This is a genomic window from Roseisolibacter sp. H3M3-2 (genome assembly GCF_029211165.1).
Classification (GTDB): domain Bacteria; phylum Gemmatimonadota; class Gemmatimonadetes; order Gemmatimonadales; family Gemmatimonadaceae; genus Roseisolibacter.
Genome location: NZ_JARGEK010000087.1, coordinates 1 through 15,118, shown reverse-complemented (window position 1 = coordinate 15,118; position 15,118 = coordinate 1). Strand labels below are relative to the sequence as shown.

At 76.0% G+C, this 15,118-nt stretch carries 14 protein-coding genes and 1 pseudogene; 6 read left to right on the top strand and 9 right to left on the bottom strand.

Annotation, left to right across the window (positions count from 1 at the left end):
* Window positions 1-4: 4 nt before the first annotated feature.
* Window positions 5-202 carry a hypothetical protein gene (locus PYV61_RS09620; protein ID WP_275830783.1) on the bottom strand — a complete coding sequence of 66 codons (198 nt, stop codon included), beginning with the start codon at window positions 200-202 and terminating at the stop codon, window positions 5-7.
* A 176-nt stretch (window positions 203-378) separates the two neighbouring features.
* On the opposite strand from PYV61_RS09620, the gene PYV61_RS09615 reads away from it, so the two are divergent.
* The 4 genes from PYV61_RS09615 to PYV61_RS09600 all read left to right on the top strand — a co-directional run bounded on the left by PYV61_RS09615 (window position 379) and on the right by PYV61_RS09600 (window position 2,887).
* Window positions 379-630: a hypothetical protein gene (locus PYV61_RS09615; RefSeq protein ID WP_275830781.1), complete on the top strand. Its 252-nt coding sequence runs from the start codon at window positions 379-381 to the stop codon at window positions 628-630.
* A gap of 12 nt (window positions 631-642) precedes the next feature.
* Window positions 643-1,383, top strand: coding sequence for an SOS response-associated peptidase (locus tag PYV61_RS09610; protein WP_275830779.1), 741 nt, complete (start codon window positions 643-645; stop codon window positions 1,381-1,383).
* 87 nt (window positions 1,384-1,470) lie between these two features.
* Window positions 1,471-2,340 carry a M23 family metallopeptidase gene (locus PYV61_RS09605; RefSeq protein ID WP_275830777.1) on the top strand — a complete coding sequence of 290 codons (870 nt, stop codon included), beginning with the start codon at window positions 1,471-1,473 and terminating at the stop codon, window positions 2,338-2,340.
* A gap of 100 nt (window positions 2,341-2,440) precedes the next feature.
* Window positions 2,441-2,887: a hypothetical protein gene (locus PYV61_RS09600; protein WP_275830775.1), complete on the top strand. Its 447-nt coding sequence runs from the start codon at window positions 2,441-2,443 to the stop codon at window positions 2,885-2,887.
* A 94-nt stretch (window positions 2,888-2,981) separates the two neighbouring features.
* On the opposite strand, the gene PYV61_RS09595 is transcribed toward PYV61_RS09600, so the two are convergent.
* Together PYV61_RS09595 and PYV61_RS09590 are read right to left on the bottom strand one after the other, a co-directional pair.
* Complete coding sequence (locus PYV61_RS09595; RefSeq protein WP_275830773.1) at window positions 2,982-4,466, bottom strand: hypothetical protein; 1,485 nt, start codon at window positions 4,464-4,466, stop codon at window positions 2,982-2,984.
* Window positions 4,467-4,578: 112 nt separating this feature from the next.
* Window positions 4,579-4,974 carry an NUDIX domain-containing protein gene (locus PYV61_RS09590; RefSeq protein WP_275830771.1) on the bottom strand — a complete coding sequence of 132 codons (396 nt, stop codon included), beginning with the start codon at window positions 4,972-4,974 and terminating at the stop codon, window positions 4,579-4,581.
* A 102-nt stretch (window positions 4,975-5,076) separates the two neighbouring features.
* On the opposite strand from PYV61_RS09590, the gene PYV61_RS09585 reads away from it, so the two are divergent.
* Window positions 5,077-5,772, top strand: a complete 696-nt coding sequence (locus PYV61_RS09585) for a hypothetical protein (protein WP_275830769.1) — start codon at window positions 5,077-5,079, stop codon at window positions 5,770-5,772.
* 4 nt (window positions 5,773-5,776) lie between these two features.
* On the opposite strand, the gene PYV61_RS09580 is transcribed toward PYV61_RS09585, so the two are convergent.
* From PYV61_RS09580 to PYV61_RS09555, 6 genes are all read right to left on the bottom strand, one after another.
* Window positions 5,777-7,609: an SNF2-related protein gene (locus PYV61_RS09580; protein WP_275830767.1), complete on the bottom strand. Its 1,833-nt coding sequence runs from the start codon at window positions 7,607-7,609 to the stop codon at window positions 5,777-5,779.
* 574 nt (window positions 7,610-8,183) lie between these two features.
* Window positions 8,184-9,059: an archaetidylserine decarboxylase gene (asd, locus tag PYV61_RS09575; RefSeq protein ID WP_275830765.1), complete on the bottom strand. Its 876-nt coding sequence runs from the start codon at window positions 9,057-9,059 to the stop codon at window positions 8,184-8,186.
* 11 nt (window positions 9,060-9,070) lie between these two features.
* Window positions 9,071-9,949, bottom strand: a complete 879-nt coding sequence (locus tag PYV61_RS09570) for a DUF1028 domain-containing protein (protein ID WP_275830762.1) — start codon at window positions 9,947-9,949, stop codon at window positions 9,071-9,073.
* Window positions 9,950-10,014: 65 nt separating this feature from the next.
* Window positions 10,015-12,354, bottom strand: a complete 2,340-nt coding sequence (locus PYV61_RS09565) for a DUF5916 domain-containing protein (RefSeq protein ID WP_275830760.1) — start codon at window positions 12,352-12,354, stop codon at window positions 10,015-10,017.
* 62 nt (window positions 12,355-12,416) lie between these two features.
* Window positions 12,417-13,208: a LytTR family DNA-binding domain-containing protein gene (locus tag PYV61_RS09560; RefSeq protein WP_275830758.1), complete on the bottom strand. Its 792-nt coding sequence runs from the start codon at window positions 13,206-13,208 to the stop codon at window positions 12,417-12,419.
* Window positions 13,209-13,212: 4 nt separating this feature from the next.
* Window positions 13,213-14,370 carry a histidine kinase gene (locus PYV61_RS09555; RefSeq protein WP_275830756.1) on the bottom strand — a complete coding sequence of 386 codons (1,158 nt, stop codon included), beginning with the start codon at window positions 14,368-14,370 and terminating at the stop codon, window positions 13,213-13,215.
* A gap of 135 nt (window positions 14,371-14,505) precedes the next feature.
* On the opposite strand from PYV61_RS09555, the pseudogene PYV61_RS09550 reads away from it, so the two are divergent.
* Window positions 14,506-15,118, top strand: a pseudogene (locus PYV61_RS09550) (hypothetical protein); the annotation flags it as partial.

Here is a 15,118-nt window from a genome sequence, read left to right as displayed (position 1 = left end):
CTTCCTAAGACCGCTTGGCCTCCGACTTGGCCGAGGACGCGGACGCGCCCCCCGCGACGCCGATGAGCGGCGCGCGGCGCATGGCCGTCGTGTCGGGCGGCGCGCTGGCGACGGGGCTCGGCGTCGCGCTCACGCAGGCCGACGCGCCGCTCCTCCTCGGGCTCGCCGGGATCGCGACGTCGATCGTGGCGCCGACGCTCACCGTGCGCGCGCTCTGGTGCAGCGTGGTCCCGGGACGCGAGGCGTGGGAGCGGATGCTCGCCGGCGGCGTGGGGCGCGCGACCTTCCGCGCGGCGGCGCTCGGGCTGCCGGCGGCGCGTCGAACAGCTCCCCCGCCGCGCGCCCGAGCGGGCGCGGTCCGCCGAGGTGCCGCGCCTGGTGCCGCGGCTGCAGGACGCCGCCGAGCGGCTGCGCGCGCTCGGCGGCGAGCCGGCCGCCGAGGGGCGGCTGCAGGCGGCGCTGGCGGCGATCGAGGCGGTGCGGCTCGACCTGCTGCGGCTGCACGCGGGGCGCGGCTCGGCGGACCAGCTGACGCGCGACCTCGAGGCGGCGCGGCAGCTCGGCGCGCGCGTGGACGCGGCGCTCGGGGCGCGCGCCGTCGTCGACGACGCGGTCCCCACCCCCGCCTGAGGGGCCGCGCGCATGTGCGGCCGGTTCGGCCTCATCCGGCCGGAGCTGCTCGCCGAGCGCGGGCTGCTCGACGCGCTGGCGGTGGAGGAGGTGGGCGCGTCGGTGCCGCCGACGATCGCGCCGCGCTTCAACGTCGCGCCGGGGACCGACGTGCTGGTGGCGCTCGCGCACCGGCGCGACGGCGTGGTGCGGCGGCGGCTCGACCTCGCGCGGTGGGGGCTCGCGGCGCGCCGGCCGGGGCGGAGCGAGCGGCTGGTGAACGCGCGCTCGGAGTCGGTGGCCGGCTCGCCGGCGACGCGCGACGCGTGGGCACGCGGGCGGCGGTGCCTGGTCCCGGCCGACGTCTTCTACGAGTGGCAGGACGTGGCGGACGGCGACGACCCGACGGGGGGCGCGCGGCGCACGCGGCGCGGCCGGTTGCCGTGGGCGTTCGCGCGCGGGGACGACGCGCCGTTCGCGTTCGGCGGGGTGTGGGACGCGTCGCGCGACCCCGACGCGCCGGAGGCGCCGCCGGTGGTGACGTTCGCCGTCCTCACCACCGCGCCCAACGCGCTCCTGGCGACGGTGCACGACCGGATGCCGGTCATCGTCCCGCCGGCGGCGTTCGACGCGTGGCTCGACCGGGCGACGCCGCCGGCCGCCGCTGCGGCGCTGCTGGGGCCCTACCCGGCGGCCGAGATGCGCGGGTGGCGGATCTCGACGCGGGTGAACGACCCGCGCCACGACGACGCGTCGGTGCTGGAGCCGGTCTAGGCCGCCTCGCGGCGCGTCCCGGCACGGCGGGTGCTTTTCCGACGGGCGCGGCGTTCCCCGCCGCCAGAGACCCCGGCCGCCACCGCCATGCGCACCCACCGCTACCGCCGCCGCTCCGCCCGCCGCCCCGGCCGCGTCCTGACCGGGCTCCTCGGGACCGTCCTCGTCCTGGTCGTGGTGGCGGCGGGGATCGGGGCGCTCGGGGTGCGATCGGGGTGGATCTCGGTGGAGCGGCGCGCCGGCGGCGCCCCGCAGCAGGTCGCGATGGCGACGGGCGAGGTGGTCCAGCCCGGCGCCGTGGCCGCGCCCGCGATCCCCGTCCCGACGCCGGTCGAGGTGCCGATGGACAGCATCGGGCTGCCGCCGGTGGCCGGCGCGCCGCTCACCCCGGGCGACTCGGCCGCGGGGGCGACGCCCAAGAAGACGCCGCTCGACTCGCTCTCGGGGCTCGGCGTGGAGCCCGGCGCGACGGCCGCGCGCGGCGCGCCGCCGGCCGCGGGCCCGGCGGACGTGGCGGCGCTGCGCGGGAAGCTGGCCGTCCCGGTGCGCGGCGTGGCGGCGACGGCGCTGCGCGACGACTTCGACCAGGCGCGCGGCGGCGGCTCGCGGCGGCACGAGGCGCTCGACATCCTCGCCCCGCGCGGCACGCCGGTGGTCGCGGCGACGGACGGGCGCGTCGTGAAGCTGTTCGACAGCGAGGCCGGCGGGCTGACGGTGTACCAGGCCGACGCGAGCAACCGGTACGTGCTGCTGTACGGGCACCTCGACCGGTACGAGCCCGGGATCGCCGAGGGGCAGGCGGTGCGGCAGGGGCAGGTGATCGGCTACGTCGGGAGCACGGGGAACGCCTCGGCGGACGCGCCGCACCTGCACTTCGCGGTGGCGCGGAGCGCGGACCCGGCGCGGTGGTGGGGGAGCGGGACGCCGGTGAACCCGTACCTCCTGTTGAAGCCCTGACAACTCCGGAAAGCGCGGCGGGCTGCGGGCTGCGGGTTCGTTCCCCATAGTGGGGCATCCGCAGTCCGCAGCCCGCAGCGTCCGACGCACGGAGGTGTCCATGCGGCGCCGTCTCCTGTTCGCGATCCTCCTCGGCGCGTGCGCGCGCCCCGTCCCGATCGGCCCCGCCGTGCGCGACGCGTCGCCGGGGGCGGCGGCGGTGGCGCTGGCGGCCGCGCGCGACTCGGCGGCGCCGTGCGACCCGGCGGTGCAGGTGGCCGAGGTGCACAACGCGCTGCGCGAGCGCGCGTGGGTGAGCATCGTGACGAGCGCGGGGACGGCGCTGCTCCCCGACGAGGCGCTCGCGGCCGACGCGGTGCAGTGGTACCGGCTGCCGTCCGGCGTGCGCGCGGTACGCGCGGAGGCGTCGCTGGAGCCGTTCCGGCTGGCGGTGACGACGGCGAGCCCCGGCGCGCGGCCGATGCGGTGGGCGGCGATGAACGCGCTGCCGCTGCGGCCCATGCAGAACGTGGTGCGGGTGCCGGTGCGGATGGCGTGTCCGCGGTAGGGCCGGACCTCTCAACGGCGGGGGAATCGGATCGAACGGATGCAACGGATCCGTCGCATCCGTTCGATCCGATTCCTGGCAGTTGCTCTTCAGCTCAGGGCACTTCCTCGACCACGACGCCGGTCGTCCGGATCGGCGTCGCGAAGCCGTTGCCGCTGGCGACCAGCGACTGCACGCGCGCGGTGCCGGCGTCGCGAAGGCGGAGCGCCGCACCCGTGTTGTCGGTGCTCACGGCGCGGATCACGCGCGCGTCGATCGCGCCGGCGCCGTCCTGGCGCAGCTCGATCCCCTCGCCCTGGTTGCGGCGCGCCTCGGCGTTCACCAGCTCGGCGACCAGCGCGCCCGCCTCCTGCTCGCGGACGCTGATGCCGCCGGTCGCGTTGTCGCGGGAGGTGACGTTGACGAGACGCGTGAGGATGCCGCCGTCGAAGCGCTCGCGCAGCTTGAGCCCCGCGTCGCCGCCCCCGTTGCCGTCGGCGACGACGTCGGTGGCCGTCACGTACAGCGAGCCGCCCCACGCCGGGTCGAGGTAGAGCGCGCGGTCGGCCCAGTCGTCGTCCTCCTCCAGGTCGATCCCCTCCTCGCCGCTGCCGCTCGCGGTGACCTGCCGGAGCTCCACGCGCAGGTCGCCGAGGTTGTTCTCATTCAGGTCGATCCCCTCCTCGGCGTTGCCCGTGGCGACGACCTGGATCAGCGTGGCCACGTGGTCGCCGGCGCCGCGCTCGTCGACGTCCATGCCGTCGTCGAGGTCGGTCTCCGTGACGTCGTAGAAGCCGTTGTTCGTGATGCGCGTCTGGCGCACCGTGTAGACCGCGTCGCCCGCGCCGCGCTCGTCCAGCTCGACGCCGTCGGCGCCGTTGCCGTCGAACGTCGCGTGCGCGATCTCGGCGTGCAGCGATCCGGGGCCGCCCTCGTTCACGCGCAGCCCGTCGCGGTCGAGCGCCGAGAAGCCGTTGGCGGCGAGGCGCGAGTCGCGGACGACGACGCGCAGGTCGGCGGGGGTGCCGGTCTCCACGTTCGACTCGAGGTCGCGGGTGAAGAAGTCGGTCTGCTCGTTGACGATCACCCCGTGCTCGGCGCTGCCGGTGACGGTGACGTCGAGGAGCTGCACCTCGATCGTGCGCGCCCGCGTGTTGCGCGTGACGTCGACGACGATGCCGTTGCCGGTGGAGTTGGCGACGGTCAGGCGGCGGATGGTCAGGTCGGCGGCGCCGGTGGCGACGAGGACGGCGTTCTCGGTCGGGTCGGTCGCGACCAGGGCGGCGCCGGTGAGCGTGGCGCCGTTGCCGTCGATGGTGAGCGCCTGCGTGCCCGTGTAGACGATCGGCGTGGCGACGGCGATCGCGGCGAGGCCGTTGCGGATGCGGATGGTGCGGACGTCCGCGTCGGCGTTGGCCTCGGCGACCGCCGCGCGCAGCGAGCCGCGGCCGGCGTCGGCGTTCGTGGTCACCTCGACGACGCCGCCCGCGTTGGCGGCGAGGCTCGGGCGTTCGCCGGGTGCGAGGCCGGTCGGGGTGTCGGCGGTGGAGCAGGCCGCGAGCACGGCGGCGGCGAGGAGTGGAGTCAGGCGGCGCGGCATGCGCGGATCAGGTGCGGGTGGGGGGAGGAGCGGTTCGCGCCAACCCTACCGGCCGCACGTGTCACGACCGTCACCGCTGCGTAACCGCACCATCACGACGCGCGCGACGCGCTCAGGCGCGCGTCCCCGCGAGCAGCGTCTCGACGAACCGCCGGTCGCTCGGCGCGAGCGACAGCGCGGCGAGCTCGGTCGGCGTCCCCCAGCGCAGCGCCGTGTGCTCGTGGCACGTCGGCTCCCCCGCGATCGCCACCGGCACGAACGCGATCAGGTACGGCGAGTCGGGGTCCTGGAAGCTCGCGATCTCCTCGCCCACGTGCGTCACGGCCACGCCCAGCTCCTCGCGCAGCTCGCGGCCCGCCGCCTCGTCGTCGCTCTCGCCGGGCTCGCACTTCCCGCCGGGGAACTCCCACAGCCCGCCGTGCCGCTTGTGCGGCGGGCGCTGGCAGACGAGCAGGCGGTCGCCGCGCGAGACGACGGCGGCGACGACGCGGATGATCTCGGGGGGCACGCGTCCAATGTGGGCCGCGGTCCCGGGTCGGTCTACCCGTACCACGCCGGCCGCGTCGCCGACAGGTTGGACACTCTCCACCCGGCCGACCGAGCCACCCGCATGCGACCCACCATCTCCCCGCGCGCCGGCGCCGCGTGCGCCGCCGTCGGCGCGCTCGGGATCTTCCTCAACAACTTCCGCCACCCCTTCCCGCCGGCCGACCGCGTCGCGTTCCTGCGCCTCATCGCCGACGAGCCGCACTGGGCGGCGATCCACTTCCCGACGATGTTCTTCGCCCTCGCGGCGCTGGTCGGGCTGGTCGCGCTGGCCGACACGCTCGCGGAGGGCGCGGCGGCCTCGCTCGCGCGCGCCGGGCGCACGGTGGCGCAGGTCGGCGTGCCGATCATGCTCGTCGGCGTCGCGGTCGACGGCTACGGCTTCAAGGCGGTGGCCGACGCGTGGGCCGCGGCGCCGGCGACGGAGCGCGCCGTGATCGAGCGCGCGGCCGACGCGATCGTGTGGGCCGAGACGGGGCTGCTGCACACGTGGGTCGCCGTCTTCCTCGGCGTGCCGTTCGTGCTGTACGGCGCGGCCGTCGCGGCGAGCGCGCGCTACCCGCGGTGGGCGGGCTGGCTCGGCGTCGCCGGCGGCGCGGGGTGCCTCGCGAGCGGCGCGGCCGGCTTCCTCCGCCTCCCGATCGATCTCCCCTTCCCGATCTTCGGGACGGTGGACCTCGCGTGGCTGGTGCTGATGGCCGCGCTCATGACGCGGCGGGAGCGTCGAGCCCACCTCCGGGGCCTCGGCGCCCCCGCCTGACCGGTCAACGGTCGACGACGGGGGTGAACCCCTCGGGGAGCGCGCCGCCCGACACGAGCGCCTGCTTCAGCGCCCGCGCGTGCGCGCACGCGCCGCGGTACTCGAAGCCGCGGCAGGTGCACGACACGTCCCCGCCGTCGACGTCGAGCACGTAGAACGCGCCCGGCTTCGAGCCGCTCGGCACCCGGTAGCGCTCCGTGGCCGGGCCGCTCAGCACCCGCGCCAGGGCGAGCACCGCCTCCGCGGAGGGGCGGGCGCCGGTCGTCTTGCCCTCGGCGCCTCGACCCGCCTCCTCCGTGCGCGCCGACGCCACCACCTCGCGCAGCAGGCGGTCGACGGGATCCTCCCCGCTTACGTCGTCGCCGAGCGTGGCGATGTCCGGCGAGATCGCGCGCAGCATCCCCTCCAGCTGGGCGAGGAGGTCGCCGTCGGCCGGCACGTCGCCGCGCCCCTCGACCACGGCGTCGACGAGCGCGCCCTTGGTCGAGAGCACGCTGGCGACGAAGTCGTCGATCGTGCGCTCGGCGACCAGGTACGTGACGTTGACGGTCCCGGTCTGCCCGATGCGGTACGCGCGGTCCTCGGCCTGCCAGTGGTTCGCGGGGACCCAGTCGAGATCGTTGAACACGACCTGCCGCGCCGCCGTCAGCGTGATCCCGACGCCGGCAGCGACGATGTTGCCGACGAACACGCGCACGCCGTCGTCCTGCTGGAATCGGTCGACCAGCTGCTGCCGCTTCGCCGCGGGCGTGGCCCCGGTGAGCACGACCGCCTGCTCGCCGAAGTGGGCGGCGATGCGCTGCAGCGGCTCGTCGAAGCTTCCGAAGACGAGCACCTTCTCTCCCTGCGCCAGCACCCCCTCGACGAACTCGATGGTGGTGGCGGCCTTCGCCTTCGCGATCGCGACGCGCGCCTTCGTCAGGTCGGCGAGGAGGCGCACGCGGTCCTGCCCCGGGGCGCGCGTTCCGCCGCCTCCCTTCCCCTGCCGCCGCTCGATCGCGCCGGCGAGTAGCTGCTCGACGACCTTCCGCATCTCGCGGCGCCCCGTCCCCTCCGGCACCGCCACCGGCACCCAGGCGCGCAGCTTCGGCGGAAGGTCGAGCGTCTCCTCCTTGGTGCGGCGCAGCATCACGCCGTGCAGCTGCACCCGCAGCTCCTCCAGGTTGGAAGCGCCGTCGGTCACCCAGCCGAAGCCGTTGTGGTGCGCCGCGCAGTAGCGCTTCGCGAACGGGAGGAAGCTCCGCCCCATCGGGTGCCCGACGAGCTGCAGCAGCGGAAACAGGTCGCGTGGGCGGTTGGTGAGCGGCGTTCCCGTCAGCGCGTACAGCACCGCGTCGGGCGCGGCGGCGACGAGTTCGCGCGCGTGCTTCGAGCGCTGCGAGGTGTGGTTCTTCAGGTAGTGCGCCTCGTCGAAGATCATGCCTGTCCACGGCAGGTCCTCGAGCAGCGCGTCCACGCGGTGCAGCAGGTCGTAGTTGACGACGACCCAGCCCGTGTAGCCGACCTCCGGGGGGTCGGCCGGGCCGACGACGTGCACGGCGTCGTCGGGGCGCACCGCGTGGATCTCGCGCGCCCAGTTGCGCTTCACCGACGCGGGGCAGACGACGAGCCAGGGACCGATCGGCGCGGCCTCGGTGAGCGCGACGACGCTCTGGCGCGTCTTGCCGAGCCCCATGTCGTCGGCGAGGATCGCGCGGCGCCGGCCGAGGAGGAAGGCGACGCCCTCGACCTGGTGGGGGAAGAGCCCGGCGGCGAGCCGCTCGGCGCGGGCGAGCGCCTCGGCGCGGACCTCGGCGGACGGGGACGGGAGCGCGGGCGTGAGCTGCGGTGCGGGCATGGCGGTCCTTTCGGTGGCGGTGCCGTTCCCCTCGCGCATGGCTCCGGCGCGCGGTGGAGCGCGCCGGCCGGCTGGGCCACCGTGGTCCTCCCCTGGTGGAGGCGACGGTCTGGCGGGCGGGTCGCGGAGCCGGGTCTCTCGCCGCCCTCTGCATGCCGGCCGCCGGAACGGGGGCGGCCAGGTGCTACGATCCTACGTCGAGGCTCCGACAGTGGTGCGGCGGAACTCGCGGGCGCCGGAACGAGGACGGCGGCCCACGAAGTCGCGGGCCGCCGGCCGCGACTTAGACGGATCGGCCCGGCGCGACGCCGGGGGCGCGGCCCGTCAAGTCGGGAAATCGCCGCGCAACGAGCAATGTGTGGAGCGAGATCCGACCTCGCAAGCGCGCAGAGGCGGACGCGCGTTCGGGGTTGGGGCCGCGTCGGCACTCTGTACGCGGATTTTCAGTCCGCGGCTCACCTCGCAGGTATCGCTACCGCAACGGCTCCTGCAGCCGCGCCCCGTGCGTCCGCGACGACGTGACCTTCGTCCCGCCCTCCATCGTGTCCCCCGACGACCTTCGTCGCAGCCGCCATCAGCCGCGCGCCGCGGCGCCCTCGCCGGCCTGGGTCAGCGGCCCGAGACGCTCCCCCATCCGCACCACCTGGTCGACCTCCAGCGGCTCCAGCGCGCCGCTCTCCGGCGAGCACACGACGATCACCGTCGACCCGAACTCGAAGTGCCCGAGCGGGTCGCCCGCACGCACCGCGAACCCGGGATCGTACGTGCGGCGCTGCACCTCCCGCCGCCGGGCGTTGGTGTGCAGGTCGTCGAAGACCAGCCGCGTCATCCCCACCATCGTCGCGCCGACGAGCGCCACGGCCACCACCCCCGCGCCCGGGCGCTCGATGCGCACGACGATGCGCTCGTTCACGGCGAACAGGTCGGCGACGTGCGTCACGGCGTGGGTGTTCACCGGCCACAGCTCGCCCGGGATGTACGTGGCCTCGGTGATCACGCCGTCCACCGGCACGTGGAAGCGGTGGTAGTCCTTGGGGGCGAGGTAGAAGGTGGCGAACGTGCCCCCGTTCATGCGGTGCGCCAGCGCGTCGTCGCCGAGCAGCGCGCGCAGGGAGTAGTCCTTCCCCTTCGCCTGGATCAGCGTGTCGTTCGCGACCGGCCCCCACGCGCCGACCGCCGAGTCCGCGGGCGCGACGATCGCGTCCGCCGCCACGGGGCGCAGCCCGGGCTTCAGCGCGCGCGTGAAGAAGGCGTTGAGCGTCGGGTACGCGTCGAGGGGGAGCTCGGCCTCCTCCGGCCTCGCGCCGAACACGCGGCTGTAGCCGCGGTACACGCGCTCGCGGTAACGCGGCGGCACCGGGCGGGTGGCGAGCGCGCCCGCCGCGCGGCTCATCGCGTGCTTGGGCAGGACGGAGAGGAGCGCGATCAGCGCACGTCCGAAGGTGGGCATCGGCGGCGCGCTCAGGGCCGGCGCGCCGGCGCGGCCGACGCCGAGTCGCGTCGGGCGCGCTCCTGCCGCTCCTGGCGCTCCTGCCGCGCGCGCACCGCCGCGCGCTGCTGCGCCGCCTTGTCCACCAGCCGCCGCAGCTCGGCGATCGGCTCCGGCGCATCGTCGACCTGCAGGCGGAGCACGACGTCGTTGTTCAGCCAGACGCCGCCGCCCTTCTTCACGATCACCAGCGCGGCCGACTGCATCCCGCGCGTGTCGCCGCCGGCGCGCTGTCCGGCCTCGAGCGCCGCGACGAGGCGGAGCGACAGGTGCTCGCCCTTCGTGCGCTCGAACGCGGCGACCATCGAGTCGACCACCTGCGGGCCGGCGAGGATGTTCCCCTGCGCGCTGCAGAAGGCGCCCTGCCGGTCGCCCGCCCAGGTCGAGGCCTTGGGGCCCGTGTACGCCGCCACGCGCCCCCGCGCGTCCATCACCGCGAACTGGCGCCCCTGCTTCGTCCAGTCGGCGGGGCGCGGGTCGGGGTCGCGCTTCCACACCGAGTCGACCACCGCGCGCGGCGCCAGCCCGGCGCGCAGCAGGGCCAGCGCCTGCGGGCCGTAGCTGACGTCGACGATGGCCTGCGTGGCCACGACGCCGACGTCGGCCTCCGCCCAGAGGACGCCGTTGCCCACGGAGAAGACGCGCGACTGCACGGCGCCGCCCACCTCGCCCGTCTCGGGGTCGTAGCCGAGGATCGAGAACGTGCCCACCGGCTGCCACGGGAGCCCGCCGGCGAGCGCGCGGCCGAGCGCGTCGGGCGGCGTCGGCGCCTGCGCCCGGGCCCCGGTGGGCGAGAGGAGCGCGCAGACCGTCAGCACGGCGAGCGCGCGCGCACGGGTCGTCATGGTCATCGTGGCAGGAGCTGGCGGGTGGTCACGTGGTGCCCGGACAGTGCACGGCACGGGCCCGGAGCGCCTCAGGCGCCCGACCGCATGCGGAAGAGGTAGCTGAGCTTCACGAACAGCGCGTCGTTCACGCGCCGCAGGTCCTGGAACGCCAGCGCCCCCGGCTCGGTGAGCGTGTTGCCGTAGCCCGCGAACACCACCGTCCCCGGCGTCGGCCGGTACGCGAACAGCCAGTCGGTGCGCAGCGCGTTCCCCCGCCGCTCGGGCGACGGCGCGAAGCTCCCCGGGGTCGCGCCGGCGACCAGCAGCGCCCCGCCCGTGCGCGGGTCGCGCAGCGGCGCGCGGCGCGTGGACTCGTACTGCGACACCACGCGCACCAGCACCGGGCGCGCCACCTGGTACTCGGCGCGCACGCGGGGGATGCGCAGCGACTGGATGCGCGCCCCGTCGCGGCGGCGCGTGAAGCTGCTGGCGACGAAGGTCGCGCCCACGCGCAGCCGCTCGCTCGGGCGCAGGTCGAGCGACGCGTTCCAGTCGTGCCGTCGCACGCGCGACGTCTCCAGGAAGTCCACGTCGTTGCCGACCGTGGTGCCCGCCGACGCCGCGAACCGGCGGAACTGCGGCGTCGCGATCGCGAACGTCCCGAGCGTCGTGCCCGTGCGCGGCGCGGGCACGAACGCCGTCGGCGCCGCGCCGTCCGCGCCCGCGAGCCACAGGCCGCCGTAGTTCGCCGGGTCGAACGCGAAGCTGCCGAGCGCCGGCGTCACCGTCGCCGACCAGCCGCGGCGGAACGTCAGCTGGTTGCTGGCCGACAGGCGGTGCTCCAGCCGGCCGCGCCCGTCGAAGAAGTCCTCGTAGCGCCAGAGGGCGCTCGTCTGGAGGAAGACGTTGTACCGCTCGAGGAAGCCGCCCGGCCGCCCGAACGCCGTGAACCGGTTGTTGACGCTCGGCTGCACGAAGCCCGTGCGCGGCACGAAGCCGTTGTCCGTCTGGAAGTCGGGCGCGATGCCCAGCAGCGCGTAGTGGAAGCCGAAGTTTCGGCCCGTGCGGTCGACGGCCGCCTCCCACATGGGCGCGACGCGACGCACGCCATCCTGCGACGTCACGCTGCCCACGGCCTGCAGCTGCGCGTAGTACAGCCCCCCGAACACCAGGCGCGCGTCGGCGCCGGCGACGTGGTTGTCGCGCGCGCCGCTCGTGCGCCCGCTGTACAGGACGCCCGCCGTGGACTGCGTGCCCAGGTCGCGCCGCAGCCGCACGATGCCGACGAGGGGGCGCGAGCCGTCGGCCGTCGTCGCGCGGTCGTCGGCCGCGCTCAGCAGCGCCACGTCGTTGCGGCCGATCTTCCCCGTGAACTTGGCCGCCGCCTCGGGCCGCACGATGCGCCGCGTGTAGACGAGCGTGTTCGGCACGTTGAACTGGTCGCTCCCCTCGACGAAGAACGGGCGCCGCTCGGGATAGAACAGGGCGAACCGCTGGTCGGTGGCGATCTGCGTCGCGTCCGCCTCGACCTGCGAGAAGTCGGGGCGGATCGTGCCGTTGAGCACGAAGTCGCTCCCCATCCCCCAGCGCACGTTCCCCCCGAGGTTGGCGTCGTTGGCGTAGCGCCAGCCGGGGTCGGACGCGGACGCGCTGCCGGCGGTGGTGTTGGTGAGCTCGGGGTTGAGCTCGACCACCTGCCCGTGCCGCATCCCCGACAGGCCGACCAGGTGCCCCGCCTGCGCGATGAACGACGCCGAGCCGCGCTTCGCCGGCGTCCACGTCTGCTCGTAGCCGCTGTGCTGCACGCGGCGCACGACCTGCAGCCCCCAGCGCTGCGGGGAGCCGAGCGCGTAGCGGATGCTGCTGAACGGGATGCGCAGCTCGACCTCGTAGCCCCAGTCGGTCACGCGCCCCTTGGAGCGCCACTGGAAGTCGGCGCTGAGGTCGTTCTGCCCGGGGGCGACGTTGGCGCCGGGGATGAAGCCGCCGCCCTCGCTCTTGGTGCCGTCGGCCTGCACGCCCAGCGGGTTGACGATGAACACCAGCGCGCGGCGGCGCTCGTCGAAGGTGTCCAGGTGCAGCTCGACGTAGTCGTCGGTGCTCACGCGGTCGCGGTCGGCCAGCGTGGCGCGCACCGCGCCGTGCGGCTCGAAGGCGCGCACGCCGAAGTGCATCGCGTCGGCCGAGTACCAGACGAGCACCTCGGTCGAGTCGGGCGCCGGGCGGCCGTCCACCGGCTGGTAGAGCGAGAAGCCCGTGAGGATCGCCGCCTCGCGCCACACCGGCTCGTCCAGGCGGCCGTCGACCTCGATCGTCCGCTCCAGCCGCGGCGCGCGCACGTCGAGCTGCCCGCGCAGGCCGTGGTGCACCGGCGGCGCGGCGACGGCGGCGAGCTGCAGCGGGAGCGCGAGGAGGGCGGCGGGGGACATCGGGGCGGGCGGGGCGGCGGGGGCGGGCGCGACGTACGCCGGGTCGGCCCAAACCTAATCCGCTACCGCAGCAGCTCCTGCAGCCGCGTCCCGTGCGTCCGGCTCGACGTGATCTTCGTCCCGTCCTCCATCGTGATCACGTACTCCCCGTGCGCCCACGGCTCCAGCCGCCGCACCCGGTCGACGTTGACGATGGAGGACCGGTGCACCCGCACGAACCGCGCGGGATCCAGCTTCCCCTCGATCCCCTTCATGGTCTCGCGCAGCAGGTGCCGCCGCCCCCGCACCCACAGCCCGACGTAGTTCCCCTCCGCGTCCACCCGCTCGACCTCGTCGGCCTTCACGAAGTAGAGCCCCTTCGCGTCGCGCACGACGAACCGCGACGGATACGCCGCCGCCGGCCGCAGCTCGGCGAGCACCGCCCGCAGCGCCGCGTCCGGCTCCTGCGCAGGCGCCCCGCCCGCGCGCCGCGCGTCGATCCGCGCCGACGCCCGCGCCAGCGCCCGGTCGAACCGCTCGACGTCCACCGGCTTGAGCACGTAGTCGACCGCGTTGAGGTCGAACGCCCGCACCGCGTGCGCGTCGTACGCCGTCACGAAGATCACCGCCGGCGCGGTCGCGGGATCCCCCTCCGCGAGCGCCTCCGCCACCGCCACGCCGTCCAGCTCCGGCATGTGGATGTCGAGGAACGCGAGGTCCGGCCGCAGCTCGGCGATCCGCTCCACCGCCTCCGCCCCGTCCTCGCACTCCGCGATCACGGAGTACGCGGGATGCCGCGCCAGCAGCGACGCCAGCCGCCGCCGCGCCAGCGGCTCGTCGTCCGCCAGCAGGACCGAATACGTCGTCGCCGTCACGACGTCACGCCGCGACGGCCGCGCGCGCCGGCACCTCGCGCCACGGCAGCGTCAGCCGCGCGCACGCCCCGCCCTCCGGCAGCGCCTCCAGCACCAGCGACGCCCGCTCCCCGTGCAGCTGCGCCAGCCGCCGCCGCGTGTTGTCCAGCCCGATCCCCGTCCCGCGCCGCGGGCCCGGCTGGCTCGCGCGCGGCCCCGGCCCGTCGTCGCACACCGCAAGCAGCAGCGCGTCCGCGCCGTCCGCCGAGACGCCGCGCGACGCCGTCACGCGCACCCGCACCGGCCCGCGCCGCGCCCCCGCCCCGTGCTCCAGCGCGTTCTCCACCAGCGGCTGCAGCACCAGCCACGGCACCCGCGCGTGCCGCACGTCGGGCGCGACCGAGATCTCCACCGCCAGCCGCGGGCCGAAGCGCAGCCCCATGATCTCGAGGTAGCGCTCCAGCACCGTCAGCTCGTCCGACAGCGCGTGCTCGTCCCCCGGCGGCGGCTCCAGCACCGCGCGCAGCAGGTCCGCGAGCCGCGTCAGCATCCGGTCTGCCACCTCGGGCTCGTCGCGGATCAGCGCCGAGATCGCGTTGAGCGTGTTGAACAGGAAGTGCGGCTGCAGCTGCGCGCGCAGCGCCATCAGCTGCGTCTCGGCGAGCCGCTGCGCCAGGCGCGCGCCCTCGACCTCCTGCGCCCGCAGCCGCCGCCAGTAGAGCCGCGCGTGCAGCGCCAGCACCACCCACAGGTACACCGTCGCGTCGGCGAACACGTTCGCCATCCGCCGCTGCGGTGCCGCCCGGTCGGCGAACACCGGCAGCACCGCCGGCGCCACCACGAAGTCGCGCACCAGCGCCACCGCGAAGATCCCCGCCAGCAGCAGCGCGCCGTTCCGCACCACGCGCCCCTCCTGCAGCGGCGCCCGCCGCACGAGCAGCCCGAGGAGCGGCAGCATCGGCAGGCACACCAGGAACTGGTCGAGCGTCACCGCGAAGATGCGCCCCCACTCCACCGGCCGCCCCGCCTCGTGCACCGCCACCGCGTGCTGCAGCGCGAACAGCGGCACCAGCGACAGCCACACCGCCGCCGCGATCGCCGGGCCGCGCACCCGCGCGAGCAGCCGGGCGGGCGCCCCCGCGGCGAACGCCGGGGCGAGGGTGGGGGCGACGGTGGTCGACATGGATCGCGGGGAGAGAGGGGGGGAGCGTGCAACCTCGCCGTCCGCCCGCCCCCCGTCCACCGCCGCCGTCCCGCCGCGGGGCCGGCTCGTCCCATCCGCGTTGGCGGACGCGCCCCGCGCGCGCACCGTGGGGCCATGCCTCCCCGCCTCCAGCCCCTCGTCGAGCGCGCCCTCCTGGCGGCGCTCGTGCTCTCCGCCTCCCGCGCCGCCGCGGGCGTGGTCCCCACCGTCGTCCCCGCGGTCGCGCGGGCCGCCGAGTGCCCCGAGGCCACCGCCCGCGTCGCCGCCACCGAGCGCGCCTTCTCGTCGGCGGCCCGCGCCGGCGGCGCGGCGATCCGCGCCTCCTTCCTGGCCTTCATCGCCGACTCGGGCGGGATCGTCCAGGGCGCGGGGCTGATCCGTCGCGCCGACCTGGAGGCGTCGCCGCCACGCCCCGGGCAGCTCCTCTGGCGCCCCGAGGTGGTCTTCACCTCCGCCGACGGGGACCTCGGCTACTCGACCGGCCCCTCCGAGTCGCACGCCGGCGACGGCAGCGGGCGCGTGGTGCACGGCCACTACTCGAGCATCTGGGGGCGGCAGCCCGACGGCTCCTACCGCTTCCTCGCCGACATCGGCACGGCGCACCCGGCCCCCGCCGACGGGATGGCCCGCGCCACCGACGCCGGCCCCGCGTCCGAGCCGGCGCTCACCGGCCCCCTCGCCGGCGCGACGGCGCCCGCCGCCGCGCTGCGCGCCGCCGTCGCCGCCG

Bases quoted from the DNA above. Each gene is read 5' to 3' on its own strand.
- PYV61_RS09565 (WP_275830760.1), bottom strand. From the start codon at position 12,354: ATGTCCCCCGCCGCCCTCCTCGCGCTCCCGCTGCAGCTCGCCGCCGTC.
- PYV61_RS09570 (WP_275830762.1), bottom strand. From the start codon at position 9,949: ATGACCATGACGACCCGTGCGCGCGCGCTCGCCGTGCTGACGGTCTGC.
- PYV61_RS09585 (WP_275830769.1), top strand. From the start codon at position 5,077: ATGCGACCCACCATCTCCCCGCGCGCCGGCGCCGCGTGCGCCGCCGTC.
- asd (WP_275830765.1), bottom strand. From the start codon at position 9,059: ATGCCCACCTTCGGACGTGCGCTGATCGCGCTCCTCTCCGTCCTGCCC.
- PYV61_RS09555 (WP_275830756.1), bottom strand. From the start codon at position 14,370: ATGTCGACCACCGTCGCCCCCACCCTCGCCCCGGCGTTCGCCGCGGGG.
- PYV61_RS09600 (WP_275830775.1), top strand. From the start codon at position 2,441: ATGCGGCGCCGTCTCCTGTTCGCGATCCTCCTCGGCGCGTGCGCGCGC.
- PYV61_RS09595 (WP_275830773.1), bottom strand. From the start codon at position 4,466: ATGCCGCGCCGCCTGACTCCACTCCTCGCCGCCGCCGTGCTCGCGGCC.
- PYV61_RS09605 (WP_275830777.1), top strand. From the start codon at position 1,471: ATGCGCACCCACCGCTACCGCCGCCGCTCCGCCCGCCGCCCCGGCCGC.
- PYV61_RS09610 (WP_275830779.1), top strand. From the start codon at position 643: ATGTGCGGCCGGTTCGGCCTCATCCGGCCGGAGCTGCTCGCCGAGCGC.
- PYV61_RS09580 (WP_275830767.1), bottom strand. From the start codon at position 7,609: ATGCCCGCACCGCAGCTCACGCCCGCGCTCCCGTCCCCGTCCGCCGAG.